Origin of the sequence: Candidatus Sulfotelmatobacter sp., assembly GCA_036500765.1 — a bacterium.
Classification (GTDB): domain Bacteria; phylum Acidobacteriota; class Terriglobia; order Terriglobales; family Acidobacteriaceae; genus Sulfotelmatobacter.
Genome location: DASYBM010000004.1, coordinates 1,511,775 through 1,529,765, shown reverse-complemented (window position 1 = coordinate 1,529,765; position 17,991 = coordinate 1,511,775). Strand labels below are relative to the sequence as shown.

Sequence of the window (17,991 nt, the reverse complement as noted above, 5' to 3'; positions counted from 1 at the left end):
ATCCTTTCGTCAATTTCTTTCCGGAGAGTCTTTCACCAAGACCGCATCGCCGGGCGAAAATTCAAGGTCGATTTCATTCTGCGCGCCAATCCCGCTGGCAGTGCGGATTGTCAGCACAAGTCCGCCGGCGCACTCCACGCGAATCAGTTCGGTTGCGCCATGAAATGCCTGATGCAGGACTCGGCCACCGGTGTGCACTGCATCACGGGTTGGATCTGCTTTTTTTTGAGACAGCCGAATATGCTCGGGACGTAAAGAAAAAATCGCCGGTCCGTCGGGAAGGGAGGTGGTCCACGACAGTGATGCGCAGTGTGCCACGCCTCCCCGCACTTCGCTTCTCAGCAGATTCGTATGGCCAATAAACTGCGCCACATACGCCGTGGCGGGACGCGTGTAAATTTCGCGCGGCGTCGCCACCTGCTCCAGTTCGCCGGAACGCAGCAGGGCAATACGGTCGGACATGACCATCGCTTCTTCTTGATCGTGTGTGACGAAGACGAACGCGATGCCGACTTCGCGCTGCAACGATTTCAGTTCGACCTGCATCTGGCGGCGGAGGTTGGCGTCCAGGGCTGACAGCGGCTCATCGAGTAATAGCAGGCGTGGACGGTTCACCAGGGCGCGTGCGAGCGCAACCCGCTGCTGCTGGCCGCCGCTGATCTTTGAGGGTTTCGATTTGGCATGAGCCGTCATCCTCACTTTGTCGAGAGCTTCGGCGACGCGTTGCTTTATTTCTGCGGCGGGAAGCCTGGCGACGCTCAAACCGTAGCCAACGTTTTCCTCAACCGTGAGATGCGGGAAGAGGGCGTAGCTCTGAAACACTGTGTTTACGCGGCGACGGTAGGGCGGTTGGTGATCGAGTCGCTCGCAGCCCATCCAGATCTCGCCGGAGGTTGCGGCTTCGAAGCCGGCAATGATCCGCAAAAGCGTGGTCTTTCCCGAACCGCTCTCGCCGAGGATGGTAAGAAATTCTCCCTCAGCGATCTCGAGTGAAACATTGCGCAGCACCACGTTGCGGCCGAAGATCTTGGCCACATCGCGGATGCTCAGAAGAGTGGGCTTGGCCGTGGATTGCCCGGCCGTTGTCGCCCCGCTGCCGGTCGTTGTGGAAGAGGGCATGAATCCTGACTATTGCGCGGCCTTTACGTCGTTCCAAATTTCCGTATACTTCGCGCGGCGCGGGACGCTCTGCCAAAAGTAAAGGCGTTTCTGATAATTCTCCACATCGTCGAGGTGCAGCGTCTTCACTTCGTCCGGCGTCATCAGACGACCTGCCTGCGGATTGGCCGGAACATAATGCGTTTTGTCGGTCACGAGTTTCTGCGTCTGCGCCTGAATCATGTATTCGAGAAACTTGTGCGCAAGTTCCTTATTCTCGCTGCCCGCCGTGATCATCAGATGGTCGATCCACCCGGTGGTGTTTTCCTTGGGAATGGTTTCGCCGACAGGGAAACCCGCTTTCTTCAGATCGGCGGTATTGAGCGGCCAGCCCATGGCGATCACAATTTCGTGGCTCTCGAACAGGTTCGTCAGCTCTCCGCCAGTCGACCACATTTTGCGCACATTCGGTTTCAGCTCCAGCAATTTTTTCTTAACGGCTTCGAGTTGCTGGTCGCTCAAGTTATAGAGACGCGACGGATCGGGCCTGTCATAGCCGAGAACCTGCGCTGCCATATACACCGTGGAAAGATCGTCCCACACCGAAACCTTGCCTTTGTATTTCGGATCCCAAAAGACATTCCAGGAATCCGGAGGCTGCGCAAAAGCGGTGGTGTCGTAGATGATGGGATCGGGCCCCCACATGAAGGGCACGCCGTAAACCTGACCCTTGCCGCGAACCAGGGGCAGCAAAGTCAACTGCGGAGAGAGCTGGCTGTAGCTGGGAATTTTTGTGAGATCGAGCGGAGCGGCCAATCCTGCACTTACGACAGATGCCGCCACGTCGCTCGAGGGCGAAATCACGTCGTAATTGCCCGAGCTGCCGCCATGAAGTTTGGCCATCAATTCGTCGCTCGATCCCATGTACGACGCCGTAACTTTGCAATGATTTTGCTTTTCGAACGTCTTGATGAACGAGGGATCGGCATAACCTTCCCAAACCAGAAGATTGAGCGTCGGGGCTGGTTTCGAGCACGAGCCCACGCACAAAATCGCCGCCACCATCGCCAGCAAATGCGATATTTTCGGCCAATGCGGGTTCGACCTGCGGGGGCGATGCCAATTCATTCTGGCCTCCTAAAATGTTGGCGGCGTATTGATCCACAGAACGCAAGTTTCCTTGCGGCCGGGATTCTTCCACCGGTGCGGAGTCGCGCTCTCAAAATAGAAGCTGTCGCCGGGTTTCAGTCGATACTCTTTGCCGTTCACCGCGATCTCAAGATCTCCACGTAACACGTAAATGAATTCCTCGCCCTCGTGCGTGTAAGGATCGCCACTGCCGGCTTCCGGTGCGATGCGAAACAAATGCGGCTCCATGACCGTGTCGCCCCATGCCAGCAACTCCATGCGAACCCCCACGCCCGCTTCGAGTACTTTGCGTTCTCGGGGCTTGACCTGGCGACTGGCTGCGCCGTTGGCGTCGAAGAAATCGAGGATGTTGGTTTTGTAATAGCGGGCGAGTTTCCGCAGGGTTCCAACCGAGCCGCTCGTTTGCGAACGTTCGAGCGCGCTGAGAAATCCGACCGAAATGCCGACGGCCTGCGCCACCTGCGCCAGGGAAAGCTTCCGTTGTGCCCGCAGCTGGCGCAAGTGAGAGCCGATCGCTCCGGCGTTCCCATCTGCTGCCGGACGCGCTTTGCCTTCGCGTTTGAGCAGTTGCATGATAGCGGCAGCGTTAAGTCCGCGAACTTTGCGCAGGAAGCGCGCACGCTTCAGCAGCTTCACATCATCGGAAGAATAGAGCCGATACTTACTCTCGGTGCGCCGCGGACGCGTCAGGCCAAGGCTCTCCCAGGAGCGGATCACCGAGGGCGAAACGCCGACTTTTTTCGCCACATCGCCGATCTTCAAATAAGTTTCAGCCATGCCGTTCCTGTCGTGCGCCGGCGGGCGTGAAGTTCTCATTGAAATTTCTTATGGGGAGCACGCGTTTTTTTGTCCTTGACAGTTTGCGCACCTGTTCTCTAACCTTGCGGGATTATAGCAAGGTTGTGGCTGGGCACAAGCTGTCGTTCCAGAGCAAAAAACTTTCCCGAAGATGTCTTGGAGGTTCCATGCCGTCGCTGCGAGCCCGCTGGTGTGAGTTGTGCCTCTCGTTGACGTCTCTGAAAATGGTTTGCGTGGCGGCTGCTGTTTGCCTGCTGATGCCTACGTTGGTCCTCGCCCAGGGTACTGGAGGCCGGGTCCTGGGACGGGTTTCCGACCCTAGCGGAGCGGTGTTGAGCGGAGTGAAAGTTGCGGCCACGAATGATGCGACCGGCATCGGCTCCGATACCGTCAGCAACGACAGCGGCGATTTCGTGTTTCCCAATCTCGCGGTTGGGAACTACACCGTCAGCTTCGATCTGACCGGCTTCAAGAAGGCGGTGCGCCACGGCATCTCGCTCGACGTGAACCAGGTCATCACGCTGAACATGACTTTGCAGTTGGGAGAGAATAAAGAAGTAGTCGATGTGACCTCGGAAGCTCCGCTGGTCGACACCACCAGCACACAGTTGGGTGCGGTCGTGAACAATCGTTCGGTAAACGAACTGCCGCTGAACGCCCGCGACACCTATCAATTTCTACAGTTGCAGCCTGGGGTGCAGTCCCAGCTAGGGTCGAGTGGCGGAACCTTCTATGGCAGCGACGACGCGGGAGCAGTTTCGGTGAACGGGGGCCGCAGCCGCGCCAACAATTTCAGCGTCAACGGCGGCGACGCCAACGACCAGTTCGTCAACTTGCCGACCATCCAGCCGACTCCGGACGCTATCGAAGAGTTTCGCGTGATCAGCAACACTTTCGACGCGGAATACGGACGCAACTCTGGTGCAGTGGTGAACGTTGTCACCAAGTCCGGGACCAATCAATGGCATGGTGACCTGTACGAATATTTCCGCAATACGATTTTGAATGCGCAAGGTTATTTCAATACGGTCAAGCCGCAGGAGAATCAAAATCAGTTTGGCGGGACATTCGGTGGGCCGATTGTGAAAGATCGCACATTTTTCTTTGTCTCGTATGAAGGACGACGGGTTCGTCAGGGCATCTCGGGACAAACGGTCATCGTGCCCACTCCCGCAGAGAGGTCTGGCGACTTCTCGGCCGGAATGCCGTTCGGAAATGTCATCTCAGATCAGACTGTAGCGGACGCTCTCAACGGACGACCCGGCTGCACCCAGGCCATTCAGAATCAAGGGGGGAGCGTGCCGGAAGCGGGAGTCGGTTACTCGACATATATGGATAGTTCCAATGTATCGCATCCCGGAGTGTTCACCACCGCGACCGGGCTAGAGAACCAGATTCCGATCGCGTGTATGGACCCAGTGGCGACGGATCTGCTGCGTTTCGTTCCGGCGGCCAATCGCTCGAATGCCAACGGCGGCTATTACCAGGCGGTGCCGGTCAGCGCCGACACCCAGAATCAGTTCACTTTGCGCTTGGATCACCACATCAACGATCATCAGAATTTCAGCTTTTATTACTACTTCACGAACGACAGCAATTTTCAGCCGTTCTATAATTTCCAGGCCTCGGGCGCGAATATTCCCGGCTTTGGCGCCAACGTAGGCTCCCGCTATCAGCAGTTCAATCCAAGCCACACGTGGACGATCTCCAATTCACTGATCAATGAGGCCCGCTTCACCTATATGCGGGAAGGCCAGCTCACCTTTCAGCATCCGCAAACCACCAACCCGGTGACGGACTCCTGCACTTCGGCAGTCGCAAACTACTGTTTCACGGGGACGTCGGATTCCAGCGCCATTAATACGATCATCGCCAATTCTGGTTACCCTGCGTCGCAGGCTGGAATTACCACGGGCCTGCCCAGCAACCGTACGGGAGTTCCTTTCGTGGGCGTAGCCGGTGGTTTCGCGATCGGAAATGGATGGGAGGGCGAGCTTCCTCAAGTCGGCAACACGTTTCAGTGGGCCGACAGTTTGACTTGGGTAAAAGGCACACATGCGATGAAGTTTGGCGCGGACGTTCGCCGCTCCCGCTTTGATCAAACGCTCTACTACAATGTCAGCGGAAACTTTACCTTTAACAGCACCACCACGGATTCGGTGCAGTACACGCTACCAAATGGCAGCACCGACTCCTATCCTAACTATCTACTGGGACTGGCTGACAGCTACTCCCAAGGTTCGGCGCAGCGAGAAGACGTGCGCAACACTGGCGTGTATCTGTTTGCTCAGGATAGTTGGAAGATCAAACCGAATGTGACGTTGAATTACGGACTTCGCTGGGAGCTGGATACGCCACTGACCGATGCGCTGCACCATGTACAGACGTACCGACCAGGACAGAACTCAACCGTGTATCCGTGCACGTTGACGGCTGCCGAACAGACGAATTTCGGAGTTTCCACCTGCGCCGAGGCAGGCGTACAACCTACTGGCCTGGTGTTCCCGGGTGATCCCGGCGTCCCCAACGGTCTGACTCAGACGTACTACAAGGCTTTCGCTCCCCGCGTCGGCTTGGCCTACAGTCCTAACTTTAACGACGGCTTTCTAGGCAAGCTGTTTGGCAGCAACGGTAAGACCAGCATTCGCACCGGCTGGGGACTCTTCTACAACCCCATGGAACAGCTCGTTCTTGAGCAGTTCGGCGCCGAACCGCCGTTTGGGGGCAGCACGTACTTGCCGGGCACGTTCTTCAATACGCCCTTCGTCCAGCAAAACGGCCTGGTCAACCCGAATCCCTTCAAGGGGATTCTGAGTCCAACGCCGGGCCAACCTCAGGATTGGGCTAGTTTTCGTCCGATTCTGCTGTACGGGGACTTTCAGCCGCACATGCGGACGCAATACACTGCGCAGTACAACTTCAGCGTTCAGCGCGAGATTGCCAATGGCCTGCTGTGGCAGATCAACTATGTTGGTTCGCAAGGGCACCGCCTGCTGGCGTCGCATGACATCAATGCATCGAACCCGCAGACTTGTCTGGACATCATCACCATCCAGGGACCGGGAGCGTGCGGACCATTCGCGGAAGATAGCCCGTACAGCCTTACGGTTCCGCAAGGTTTCAATTTCCACCTCCCCAACGGATCGACCGTCACCGGGGCTACCGGCGGGACTCCGGTACAGTTGGTTGGGCTCCGGCCCTTCTCTTCGCCAAACTGCGTTGCCACCGGCGCGAATATAGGACAAGGCTGCCCGCTGGACGGCGTGCCGATCTTCACCAATATATTCGCCGAGGACACCATCGCAGCTTCGGCCTATAACTCGCTCCAGACGATGCTGGAGAAACGGTTCTCGCACGGCCTCCAACTGCAGGCGTCCTATACGTTCAGCAAATCGCTCGACTGGGCTTCCAGTTTCGAAGAAACGGTGAATCCCTTTAACTACAAAGCGAGCCGCGCGCTCTCGCTGTTTAACTCGAAGCAGCGGTTCGTAGTGAACTTCTACTGGGAGCTTCCGGTTCGAAAGTACAATGGATTTGCCGGCAAGGCGCTAAACGACTGGGCTGTGTCGGGCATTGTGCAGTTGCAGAGCGGTTTCCCCATCCGTCTCTCCGATCCCGACGACTACGAACTGATCAGCAGCCTGTTCTTCCTGGGTACGGGGGCGCCGCAATTGACCGGGCCGCTCCAAATTCTGAATCCAAAGACAGCTCCTAACAACGCTTATCTGAACGCGGGTCAATTTAGCGAACCGACGCTGGGGACGTTCTCAACCACTCCCCGCTCCATCTGCTGCGGCCCGGGCGAAAATCAGTGGGATATGACTTTCTCCAAGCGCATCGCCGTCAGCGAAACGAAGTATTTCCAGTTCCGCGCCGACATCTTCAACTTGTTTAACAAAACGCAATTCGTGAATCCGGACGGCAATTTCAGCGACACGACGTTCGGACAAATACAATCGGCGCGTGAGGCCCGCGACGTGCAGTTTGCGCTGAAGTATTACTTCTAGCAAAGAGAGTAGAGTAGAACAGTCGCATCCCGGGCGGCTCTAACCGTCTGGGCAATCTAATGGCCCGCTCGTCTTCCGGAATATTCCTGCCGGAACGCGGCTGGCCTGAGTCTATCCCGGAGCAATTCGATGTATCCCGATCTACAGAAAGAACTCGCCACCTTCGAGCGGCGAACGCCCAAGTCCGCCGAAGCCCACAAAAAGAATCTCAAACGAATTCCACTGGGCGTCGCCAGCAACTATCGCGCATATGATCCCTGGCCGATTTTTGTGAAAGAGGCCAGCGGCAGCAAGTTCCGCGATCTTGACGGCAACGAATATATCGATCACAACCTGACCTTTGGCGCGCTCATGGCTGGACATTGCCATCCTGCGGTGATGAAGGCGGTGGAGAAGCGCCTGACCACCGGCACCATGTTCGGCATGCCGCACGATATGGAGTGGGAACTGGCGGAAGAGATCTGCAACCGGTTTCCGGTCGAAATGTGTCGCTTCGGCAATAGTGGGACCGAAGCCACCATGCACGCGATTCGGCTGGCCCGCGCAGCCACGGGCCGCGACAAGATTGTGAAATTTGAAGGCGCCTATCATGGCCTGCACGACAGCGCGCTGGTCAGCGTGAAGCCCCATGCTCCCGACTACGGCGACATCCACAATCCTACGCAAGTTTCCGGTGGTCTTGGCGTTCCAAAGTCGGCGCTCGCCAACGTGCTCATCGCAACCTTTAACGATCTGGCAACTGTCGAGCGGAGGTTCAAGGAGAATCCGGGCGAGATTGCGGCGATCATTCTCGAGCCCATTCTGATGAATGTCGGCCTGTGCATTCCGCGGCCCGGCTTTCTGAAAGGCCTGCGCGAGATTTGCGACAAAAACAGCGCGCTGCTGATTTTCGACGAAGTGAAGACCGGCGCGAAACTGGGCTGGGGCGGCGCGAGCGAATATTTCGGCGTTCGTCCTGACATGATCTGTCTGGCGAAATCGATCGGCGGCGGCTTGCCCCTGGCCGCATTCGGCGCGAGCAAGTCGGTGATGGACCTGATCTCGCAGCACAAAGTTTTTCACGGCGGCACCTACAACACAAACCCGGTATCGATGGCCGCGGGCTTGGCAACGTTTCGCGAAGTGCTGACTCGCGAGAACTACGCCAAGGTCGACAAACTCGGCAAGAAACTGGCGGATGGCTATCGCGCAACGATCGCGAAAGTAGGATTGCAGGCCTACATCGCGCAAGCTGGAGCGAATGGCGCGCTTATGCTGTATCCGAAGGAGATTGTGAATTATCGCGACTGGGAAGCGATCGACATCGACCTGTGGCGTCACTATTGGTTCGGCATGGTCAATCGCGGCGTCATGGCGCAGCCTTACTGGTGGGACGAGCAATGGACGATTTCGGTGCAGCACACTGAGGCGGACATCGACAAGCATCTGGCGGCGTTCGATGACATTGCGGGTTCGCTGGCGAAGGCGCAGCAGGAGCGCGCTGCGCCGGTCGCGGTCGCGCATTAAGAAACCGTCGTTGGTCTTCGGTCGTCCGCCATCGCAGAACCGTGTAAGCCGACGACCGACGACCGACGACTGAAAATCGACAATTGACAACTTGTCCACCACCGCCCAATCCGCCGATGCTCCAAACCTGATCCGCGCCCTCGGGCGGCGCGATCTCGTGCTGCTCTTCGTGGTTGCGGTATTCAATCTGAATGTGGTTCCTTCGATCGCCGCTAACGGTGGCGTCACCATCTGGCTGTGGATCATCTCGCTGCTTCTTTTCTTCTGGCCGCAGGGGATCGCGGTCATTGAACTCGCCCATCGCTATCCCGGCGAAGGCGGCGTGTATCTGTGGGCCAAGGAAGTATTCGGCGATTTTCATGGATTCCTCTCCGGCTGGTGCTACTGGACCAACAACATGCTCTACGTGCCGACGGTCATGCTTTATTTTGTCGGCGTGTCGGTGTACGCGCTTGGCCCGGGTCACTTGGGATTGGCCGACAATCGAATATTTGCCTGCGTTGCCTCTCTATCGCTGCTCGGGGTGCTGACCTGGCTCAACATTCTCGGCCTCGGTGTCGGCAAGTGGATCAACAACTTTGGCGCCATCGGAACGTTCATCGCAGCCGCGGTGCTGATTGGTCTGGGCGTAATCGTCTGGTCGCGCTTCGGCACCACGATTACGGCTGCTGACTTTAAGATTCCCGCCGATCCTCGCTTCGTCCTGAATTCTTTCGGCGTCATCTGCTTCGGTCTGGTCGGTCTCGAACTCGCCTCAGTTATGGGCGATGAGATTCAGGATCCGCGCCGCACGCTACCCGGAGCTGTCGCCTGGGGCGGCTTGCTCTCCGGAGCGCTCTATGTGGGAGCGACTCTGACCCTGCTGATTGCCGTCGGCAAAAACGTCAACGTGCTTCAGGGCATCGTGCAAGCGGTCAGCCATATGGCCGGCGACATTGGCTTGGGATGGATCACAGTCCCCTTTGCTCTTATGCTCAGCCTCTCCATCGCCGGCATTGGCTCCGCGTGGATGGGTGGCTGCGCGCGCATCCCGTTCGTCGCCGGACTTGATTCCTACATGCCCTCCTGGCTGGGCCGGGTACATCCGCGCTATGCCACGCCCTATGCAGCGCTGATCGTGCAGGTAATCGTGTCGGCCCTTCTCGTGTTGGGAAATTTCTATGGCTGGTGGATTTGGAACCATCTCGCCGGATTGTTCGGCTTGTCTCGCGGTTTATATTTGAGTCCGGCAGGCGCGGGCGAAGTATTTCAAAAGCTTCTTTCGCTCGCCGTCGTTCTGCAATTGGTGCCGTTCGTGTATATGTTCGGTGCGCTGGTGCGATTTGCGTTTACGGAATCGCGACCGAAAGGCCAGTACAGCCGGATCACATTGTTTCTCGCCGGTACGAGTGGATTGCTAACCACCATTCTCGGCATTGCCTTGGTATTTTTCCCCGCCCAGCAGATTACTTCGTTGTGGCCCTACGAGATTTGGATGGTCGGGGGAACTCTGTTTTTTGTCGGCTTGGCCGCGTTTTTCTTTTTTGTCTATGGCCGGCGCAGGGGATCGAAAATCATCATAGCGCCCGCCCCGGCGGTGGTGAGCGAAGCTCACCAGTAAATTGGAGGCCAGTCTTATGCCCAGCGGAGTTCAGACCGAAGTGAAAACGTATCAGATGTTCATCAACGGGGAATGGATGTCGAGCAAGTCCGCGAAGACCTTCCCCGTTTACGATCCGTCGACCGAAGAGATCATTGCGCAAGTGCCGGAGGCTGGGGCTGACGATGTGAACCGCGCGGTCGCCGCAGCCAAGGCCGCTTTCGAAGACGGTCCGTGGGCTTCGACGACGGCCCAGGAGCGAGGGCGCGTTTTATTCCGGCTCGCCGACAAAGTGCGTCAGAATCTTTCAGCGCTTGCCGAGTTGGAGTGCCGAAACACGGGCAAGCCCATCGTCGAAGCTGAATACGATCTTGCCGATGTCGCAACCTGCTTCGAGTACTACGGTGGGCTCGCCACTAAAGTGGTCGGCTCGGTGAATCCCGTGCCCGACAACGCCATGAGCCTGACGCTCAAAGAGCCGGTTGGCGTCTGCGGACAAATTATTCCGTGGAATTATCCCATGCTAATGGCGGCGTGGAAGCTGGCGCCGGCATTGGCGGCTGGCTGTACGTGCGTACTGAAGCCGGCGGAGCAGACTCCACTGACTGCTCTGGAATTCGCAAAACACTTCGCGGACTGCGGGCTGCCGCCGGGCGTGGTCAATATTGTTACGGGATTTGGTGAGACTTGCGGCGCGCCGCTGGTTCAGCATCCCGACGTCAATAAGATCGCATTCACTGGCAGCGCGGCTGTGGGAAAAATTATTGTGAAGCAGGCTGCGGATACTGTGAAGCGCGTAACTCTGGAACTTGGCGGCAAGTCGCCGAACATATTTTTTGCCGATGCCGATTTTGAAGCTGCGATCGACGGCGCGCTTTTCGGTGTCTTTATCAATCAAGGAGAAGTTTGCTCGGCGGGCAGCCGAATCCTTGTGCAGAAATCCATTTACAAGAATTTCGTCGAAGCCATGACCGAGAAGGCGAAGAAGATCAAGCTTGGTCCGCCGCTGGAGCGCGAAACCAAGATGGGGCCGCTGGTCAGCAAAGAGCAATACGACCGCGTGAATTCCTATCTCGAAATCGGCAAGAAAGAAGCCAAGCTTGCCTCGGGCGGCGGACGCCCCGAAAAGTTTGCCAAAGGCTACTACATACAGCCGACGATTTTCTACGATGTAACCAACAGTGCCCGCATCGCCCGCGAGGAAATCTTTGGTCCGGTCGCGACCGTGATTTCGTTCGAAGACGAAAAGGACGCGATGAAAATTGCCAACGATTCTCCCTATGGCCTCGCTGCCGCGGTCTGGACGCGCGATATTTTCAAGGCCATGCGCGCCGTGAAAGCGCTGCGTACGGGGATTGTATGGGTCAACCACATGCAGCCCACCTACGTGGAAGCGCCGTGGGGCGGCTACAAACAATCCGGGTTCGGCCGCGAGTTAGGCCCTGGCGGGATCGAAGAGTATCTCGAGACCAAACAGGTACATATTAATTTGAACGAAGCGCCGATTGGCTGGTACTGAACAAGCACCGACTTGCGAGTATCGAGTACCGAGCGAAGGAAGTCTTCCTAATGACGCGCGATTAACGACTAACGGCTAACGACTAACGGCGAGAACCGATGTCCACTATTCAACTCCGTACTTCCATTCCGGGGCCGAAGTCCAAGGCTCTTTCCGAGCGGCGAGCAAAAGCTGTACCGCGCGGACTTTCTCACGGTACGCCGATCTACGTGGCCAAGGCCGAGGGCGCCTGGCTCGAAGACGTCGACGGCAACCGCTATCTGGATTTTGCCGGCGGCATCGGCTGTTTAAATGTAGGACATCGCCAGCCAGCAGTCGTCGCTGCCGTCAAGGATCAACTTGATCGCTTCCTGCATACCTGCGTGCAGGTGACGCCCTACGAGAGCTACGTGCGGCTCGCGGAGCGCATGAACGAGGTGACGCCGGGAAAGTTTCCGAAGAAAACGATTTTCGTGAACAGCGGCGCCGAGGCGGTCGAGAATGCGGTGAAGATTGCGCGGGCTTACACCAAGCGGCCCGGCATCATCGCCTTCGAAGACGCCTTTCATGGGCGCACCATGATGACGCTGGCGCTGACCAGCAAAACTCATCCCTATAAGGCAGGTTTCGCGCCGTTTCCGAGTGATGTTTACCGTGTGCCATTTGCCTATTGCTACCGCTGTTCTTACAACCTGAAGTATCCGTCGTGCGATCTTTACTGCGCGCGGCATCTGGAAGACACATTCAAGCGCGTAGTTGCGAATGAGGAAGTCGCGGCGGTGATCGCCGAGCCGGTGCTGGGAGAAGGCGGATTCATCGCGCCACCGCCGGACTATTTTCAGGTACTAATTGAACTCTGTCACAAGTACGGCATTCTTTTTATTGCCGACGAAGTCCAGTCAGGCTTCGGACGCACGGGCGCGCTTTTTGCCAGCGAGCGTTACGGCATCGAACCGGATCTTCTCGTGACCGCGAAATCTCTGGGCGGGGGATTGCCGTTGGCCGCGGTCACCGGACGCGCGGAAATCATGGATGCTCCCGGCCCCGGGGGGCTGGGCGGCACGTTCGCCGGCAATCCGCTCTCGTGCGCGGCCGCGCTGGCGGTGCTCGATTTGTTCGAGCGGGAGGATTTACTGGAGCGCGCGAACGACCTCGGCGATCGCTTCCAGAGGCGCGCCCGCGAATGGCAGAGCCAGTGGCCGATGATTGGCGACGTGCGCGGCCTGGGCGCAATGCAGGCGATCGAACTCGTGCAATCGGAAAAGACTAAAGCGCCAGCAGCCGAGGAGACAAAAAAGATCGCGCAGTACTGCTACGAGCATGGTCTGATCACAATCACCGCCGGCTCGTACTCCAACGTGATTCGGGTGCTGGTGCCGCTGGTGGTAACCGACGAACAAATGGACGAAGGGCTCGCCGTGCTCGAAGCCGCCATCGCGAGCGTGCTCGACCGCAAAGGCGCGGCTGCACAGTTGGTGTAAAACAGTTCTCAGTCTCTTGGGCGGCGGAGTTTGCCGCTATATACTGAAAAGAGTGCCGGTGACGAAGTTTGGCTGACGCGCCGACTTGGTTAAGCGGGAGATCCTTCGCTACGCCTGAAAAACGGCTACGCTCAGGATGACAACGCTAGATAAGAAGGCCAAACCACCACCAAAATTGCCGGCGCGGTTCCACGGCACTCGGCAACTCATTCTTCGCGATAGCAGAGGTATCCCATGAGCGTAGCCGCACCCCCCACCACCAGGCTCACCAACTACATCAACGGCCAATGGACCGAGTCGCGCGCATCGGAATGGCGCGACGTCGTGAATCCGGCAACGGGCGAGATACTGGCCACCGTCCCCATGGCGGAGGCGGCAGAGGTGAACATTGCGGTCGAAGCCGCGGCGGCAGCGTTTCCCGAATGGCGGCGCACGCCACCGGAAGACCGCATTCAACCGCTGTTCAAGCTGAAGATGCTGCTGGAAGAGCACATCGACGACATCGCGCGCATTATCACGACGGAGAATGGCAAGACTTTCACTGAGGCGAAAGCTGAGATGCGGCGCGCCATCGAGAATGTCGAAGTGGCCTGCGGCATTCCGATGATGATGCAGGGCTACAACCTGGAAGATGTGGCTCGCGGCATCGACGAGATGATGATCCGGCAACCGATCGGCGTGACCGCTGCGATTGTGCCATTCAATTTTCCAGGCATGATCGCGTTCTGGTACTTGCCTTACGCCATCGCCACAGGGAATACATTCATTCTCAAGCCGAGCGAGCGCGTCCCGCTCACGATGCGTTATGTGTACGAGTTGCTGGCGAAGACTGGCCTGCCGAAGGGCGTGGTCAGCCTGGTGAATGGCGGCAAAGCGGTCGTGGATGCACTGATTGATCATCCCAAGGTACGAGCGATCAGTTTCGTCGGATCAACCCCGGTAGCGCGCTACATTTATGCGCGATCGGGCGAGCAAGGGAAACGCTGTCAATGCCAAGGCGGCGCGAAGAATCACGTGGTCGTGCTTCCGGATGCCGACATGCCGATGGCGACGCAGATCATCAGCGACAGCGCTTTCGGCTGCGCCGGGCAGCGTTGTCTCGCGGTGTCGGTAGCGGTCACGATTGGCGAAGCGCAGAAGACTTTTCGCGACTCGATTGCGGATGCTGCTTCGAAACTGCGCGTGGGCAATGGTCTTGAAGAGGGCGTGCAGATGGGTCCGGTAATTACGCCGCAGAGCAAAGAGCGCGTGGAGTCGCTGATCGGTGTCGGGGAAAAACAGGGCGCGAAGGTTCTGATCGACGGGCGCGGCTCGAAAATTCCGAAATACGAATCCGGAAATTTTGTGAAGCCGACGATTCTCGATGACGTCCCGGCGACGAGCGATCTCGCGGACACGGAAATCTTTGGTCCGGTGTTGAGCCTGGTCCACGCCGATAACATGGACGAAGCTCTGGCATTTCTCGAACGAAGCGCTTATGGGAATCAGGCATCGCTGTTTACGTCGAGCGGATCGGCGGCGCGGCGTTTTCGTTACGAGGCGCCGGCGGGAAATATCGGCATCAACATTGGAGTCGCCGCGCCCATGGCCTACTTCCCATTCAGCGGATGGAAGAATAGTTTCTTCGGCGATCTGCATGGGCAGGGGCGCGACGCTATCGAGTTCTACACCGACAAGAAAGTTGTGGTGGAGCGTTGGGCGAAAGAGCATTCGAGGAAATTCTAGGGAATTGAGTAATTGCGAAATTGAGAAATTGGGTAATTGAAAACGCCTGCGGCCGACAATTATTCAATTACAAAATTTCCCAATTACTCAATTCGTGAAATGAGAAAAAATGACTACAGCAACCGTGAATCCCGCCATGTCCGGCCAGGAAATCATTGATCTCACCAAGAAGCACACGCTGTTTGAGTGGTCGGCGCAATCGAAGGTCGATCCCATTCCTGTGGCCAAGGCGAAGGGCATTTATTTCTGGACGCCCGAAGGCAAGCGCTTCATCGACTTCAACAGTCAGTTGATGTCGGTGAACATTGGACACGGCGATGAACGTGTGATCGCGGCGATTCATGAGCAGGCACAAACGCTCGCTTACGCGAATCCGTTTATGGCGACCGAGCCGCGGGCGCGCCTGGGTGCGAAGCTCGCGGAAATCACTCCGGGCGACATCGACACTTTTTTCTTCACGAATGGCGGCGCTGAGGCCAACGAGAATGCCATCAAGCTCGCGCGCTTTTTCACCGGCCGGCACAAGATTATGGCCCGCTATCGTTCTTATCATGGGGCAACGGCGGGAGCCATTTCGCTCACCGGCGATCCGCGTCGATGGCCCGCTGAACCGGGGATTCCGGGAGTGGTGCGCGTGCTGGATCCTTATCACGGCATCGAGCGCGGCTGGGAGTCGGCTGAAACTTCGCTCACGATGATTGAGGAGACCATGCAACTCGAAGGCCCGCAGACGATTGCGGCTTTCATACTCGAAACAGTCGTCGGCACGAACGGCATACTCATTCCGCCCGACGGCTACATGCAAGGCGTGCGCACGCTTTGCGACAAATATGGCATCCTGATGATTGCCGATGAAGTTATGGCTGGGTTTGGGCGCACAGGCGAATGGTTCGCCATCGATCACTGGAAGGTGGTTCCGGACCTGATCTGCATGGCGAAAGGACTGACTGCGAGTTATCTCCCATTGGGAGCCGTGGGCATGCGGCACCACATCGCGCAACATTTTCAGGACAAGGTGTTCTACGGCGGGCTGACTTACAACTCGCATCCTATGGGATGCGCGGCGGCGCTGGCGACGATTCGCGTGTACGAGGAGGATAAGCTCATCGAAAATTCGCGGAAGATGGGCGCGATTATGAAAGACCTCGGAGCCGAGTTGCAGGCCAAGCATCCTTCGGTTGGCGCGGTGCGCTCAATTGGCTTGTTTGGGATCGTAGAGCTGGTGCGCAGCCGGAAGACGCGGCAGCCGATGGCTCCGTTCAACGGAACTTCGGAGGAGATGGGAGCGCTGGGCCGTTTCTTCCGGGAGCAGGGACTGTACACGATCGTGCGCTGGAACTCGTTCTACACCAACCCTCCGCTCTGCATCAATGAAGCGCAACTCCGAGAGGCATTCGCCATTATCGATAAGGGGCTGGAGATTACCGATAGAGCAGTAAAGGATTAAAGTTGGGCATCAGGGCGCTGGGCGTCAGACCCGGGACCTTGGACTTCCATCCCCCGCGGAATGATCTACAGCTCTGATGTAGAATTGTTCTTGGTGGAACGCGCCAACGGTAGCGCGCGAGGGTTTAGTGAAAGTACTTGCGGCTCTTATTCTGTTCGGTGTCTTGTGCGTGGCGTGCCCGATGCAGGGCTTTGCGCAGACACAGAGCAGCGCCTGGTCGCACAGTCGCGCCTCCCGCAAGGCGGAGAAAAAGCAGCAGAAGGCGACGAAGAAGTACGCCAAGGCGCAACGGAAGGCGCAAAATAAGATGTTGAAGACGGAGCGCAAGAACACGCATTATCCGCCGCAGGCCTTCTGACTTTTCTCTTCCAAAATCGACCGTTAACGTTGGCGAAAGTCCTTGCAGGGCGCTGGATTTGAGCCGCCAGCCCAACAAAATCGCCAAAAGGAAGAGCTTGCACGTTTGGCCCGCCAAGAGCACAATGTAAGACTTCTATCTGCCCAGGGTGGAGTCTCCCGATCTACCACTCGGAAAACGAAGGTCCGAAAATGAAAACAAAGAAAATGGAAACAAAGATGTCGATCTCCGCGCTGAAGTCCATGCTGCCTTGGTTGCTCGTATGCACGGTAATGTCCGTCACGTTGCCACATCCGGCGTTCGCACAGCAATCTTCTTCCACAGCTCCCGCTCAGGGCGCTGCTGCGACCTCCTCTCAGACCGCGAGTTCCGATGACCGAGAGCCAATCAAGGCCGATACTCCGCAGAATTTCTGGGATGGCGACGATCCGAATGTGGTGAATCTGGTGACGCATCCATTTGCCAGCAAAAAATATGTGCAGCGGCATGTGGCTCCCATCCGGGACCGGATCAATGAACTGGATGAGCTGACCTCGGAAAATGGCAAGGCAATCAAGGATGTGGATATGCGCGCTCAGCAGGGTATTCAGCTGGCGTCGGAAAAATCCAGTTTGGCGGATCAACATGCGAACGATGCCGGCAACAAGGCGCAACTTGCGCAGACGGCTGCAACCCAGGCATCTGCACGCGTTGCATCGACCGAGCAGATGGTGGGCAACCTCGATCAGTACAAGGGAACCGGCCAAACCGAAATTCGCTTTCGCACGGGTCAGACCATGTTGAGCAAGGCCGCTAAAGATGCACTGGACGCAATGGCAACTCCGCTCAAGGACCAACGCAGCTACATCATCGAAGTGAGCGGATATGCTCCCGGCAGGGGGCAGGCGGCCATTGCGAGTTCCCAGAAGATGGCGGATTCGGTAGTGCGTTATCTGGTTCTCAGTCACCAGATTCCGGTGTACCGCATTTATGTGTTGAGCATGGGCAACGCGCCGGCCGGCGGCAGCGATACGGCGAAGCGTAGCAGCGGAGGGCGAGTCGAAGTCAGCCTGATGAGAAACGATCTTATGGGTTCGACGCAACACTGAAAGCTGTTGAGCCGCAACGAGAGGGCGAGTCCAGACGACTCGCCTTTTTTCTTGGTCCACGCTCAGGGTGGCGGCAAAGGTCCGGGGGGAGTAACTACCGATGGATTGTCCATTCGTAATTTGCGGAACAGCGGTGCAGCCAGCAGAATTAAGTTGCCACGCAGTTCATAGCTGGCCGGCTCACGTCTTGTTCTTGTATAGGGACGAATGAGAACGGCGGCGCTCAACCCAACCAACTCCTGGCCGGATCGGAACGT

General features: G+C 57.4%; 12 protein-coding genes. 9 read left to right on the top strand and 3 right to left on the bottom strand.

All coding sequences use genetic code 11. The annotated features are described in order from the left end of the window. Positions 1–9: 9 nt before the first annotated feature. From VGM18_09425 to VGM18_09415, 3 genes are read right to left on the bottom strand one after another with little or no spacing between them, the layout of a single operon-like run. Entirely contained in the window at positions 10–1,119 is a 1,110-nt protein-coding gene (locus VGM18_09425) for an ABC transporter ATP-binding protein (protein HEY3973212.1), read from the bottom strand. 9 nt (positions 1,120–1,128) lie between these two features. Continuing rightward, the gene (locus tag VGM18_09420; GenBank protein ID HEY3973211.1) at positions 1,129–2,226 is read right to left on the bottom strand and encodes an ABC transporter substrate-binding protein; all 1,098 of its coding nucleotides are present in this window, start codon (positions 2,224–2,226) and stop codon (positions 1,129–1,131) included. 9 nt (positions 2,227–2,235) lie between these two features. Beyond that, positions 2,236–3,063, bottom strand: coding sequence for a cupin domain-containing protein (locus VGM18_09415; GenBank protein ID HEY3973210.1), 828 nt, complete (start codon positions 3,061–3,063; stop codon positions 2,236–2,238). Between the two features lie 149 nt (positions 3,064–3,212). On the opposite strand from VGM18_09415, the gene VGM18_09410 reads away from it, so the two are divergent. The 9 genes from VGM18_09410 (at position 3,213) to VGM18_09370 (ending at position 17,734) form a co-directional block, all read left to right on the top strand. Then, positions 3,213–7,052, top strand: coding sequence for a TonB-dependent receptor (locus VGM18_09410; protein ID HEY3973209.1), 3,840 nt, complete (start codon positions 3,213–3,215; stop codon positions 7,050–7,052). 129 nt (positions 7,053–7,181) lie between these two features. After that, a complete protein-coding gene (locus VGM18_09405; protein HEY3973208.1) occupies positions 7,182–8,558 on the top strand; it encodes a glutamate-1-semialdehyde 2,1-aminomutase in 1,377 nt (458 codons plus the stop codon). A gap of 91 nt (positions 8,559–8,649) precedes the next feature. Next, positions 8,650–10,158: an APC family permease gene (locus VGM18_09400; protein ID HEY3973207.1), complete on the top strand. Its 1,509-nt coding sequence runs from the start codon at positions 8,650–8,652 to the stop codon at positions 10,156–10,158. A gap of 16 nt (positions 10,159–10,174) precedes the next feature. Further along, the gene (locus VGM18_09395; GenBank protein ID HEY3973206.1) at positions 10,175–11,656 is read left to right on the top strand and encodes an aldehyde dehydrogenase family protein; all 1,482 of its coding nucleotides are present in this window, start codon (positions 10,175–10,177) and stop codon (positions 11,654–11,656) included. Positions 11,657–11,754: 98 nt separating this feature from the next. Then, positions 11,755–13,116: a 4-aminobutyrate--2-oxoglutarate transaminase gene (gabT, locus tag VGM18_09390; protein HEY3973205.1), complete on the top strand. Its 1,362-nt coding sequence runs from the start codon at positions 11,755–11,757 to the stop codon at positions 13,114–13,116. A 234-nt stretch (positions 13,117–13,350) separates the two neighbouring features. Further along, complete coding sequence (locus VGM18_09385) at positions 13,351–14,841, top strand: CoA-acylating methylmalonate-semialdehyde dehydrogenase (GenBank protein HEY3973204.1); 1,491 nt, start codon at positions 13,351–13,353, stop codon at positions 14,839–14,841. Between the two features lie 109 nt (positions 14,842–14,950). Further along, positions 14,951–16,288, top strand: a complete 1,338-nt coding sequence (locus VGM18_09380; protein HEY3973203.1) for an aminotransferase class III-fold pyridoxal phosphate-dependent enzyme — start codon at positions 14,951–14,953, stop codon at positions 16,286–16,288. 127 nt (positions 16,289–16,415) lie between these two features. After that, the gene (locus VGM18_09375) at positions 16,416–16,646 is read left to right on the top strand and encodes a hypothetical protein (protein HEY3973202.1); all 231 of its coding nucleotides are present in this window, start codon (positions 16,416–16,418) and stop codon (positions 16,644–16,646) included. A 191-nt stretch (positions 16,647–16,837) separates the two neighbouring features. After that, positions 16,838–17,734: an OmpA family protein gene (locus VGM18_09370; protein HEY3973201.1), complete on the top strand. Its 897-nt coding sequence runs from the start codon at positions 16,838–16,840 to the stop codon at positions 17,732–17,734. Positions 17,735–17,991: the final 257 nt, after the last annotated feature.

Bases quoted from the DNA above. Each gene is read 5' to 3' on its own strand.
- VGM18_09425 (HEY3973212.1), bottom strand. From the start codon at position 1,119: ATGCCCTCTTCCACAACGACCGGCAGCGGGGCGACAACGGCCGGGCAA.
- VGM18_09420 (HEY3973211.1), bottom strand. From the start codon at position 2,226: ATGAATTGGCATCGCCCCCGCAGGTCGAACCCGCATTGGCCGAAAATA.
- VGM18_09415 (HEY3973210.1), bottom strand. From the start codon at position 3,063: ATGAGAACTTCACGCCCGCCGGCGCACGACAGGAACGGCATGGCTGAA.
- VGM18_09410 (HEY3973209.1), top strand. From the start codon at position 3,213: ATGCCGTCGCTGCGAGCCCGCTGGTGTGAGTTGTGCCTCTCGTTGACG.
- VGM18_09405 (HEY3973208.1), top strand. From the start codon at position 7,182: ATGTATCCCGATCTACAGAAAGAACTCGCCACCTTCGAGCGGCGAACG.
- VGM18_09395 (HEY3973206.1), top strand. From the start codon at position 10,175: ATGCCCAGCGGAGTTCAGACCGAAGTGAAAACGTATCAGATGTTCATC.
- gabT (HEY3973205.1), top strand. From the start codon at position 11,755: ATGTCCACTATTCAACTCCGTACTTCCATTCCGGGGCCGAAGTCCAAG.
- VGM18_09385 (HEY3973204.1), top strand. From the start codon at position 13,351: ATGAGCGTAGCCGCACCCCCCACCACCAGGCTCACCAACTACATCAAC.
- VGM18_09380 (HEY3973203.1), top strand. From the start codon at position 14,951: ATGACTACAGCAACCGTGAATCCCGCCATGTCCGGCCAGGAAATCATT.
- VGM18_09370 (HEY3973201.1), top strand. From the start codon at position 16,838: ATGAAAACAAAGAAAATGGAAACAAAGATGTCGATCTCCGCGCTGAAG.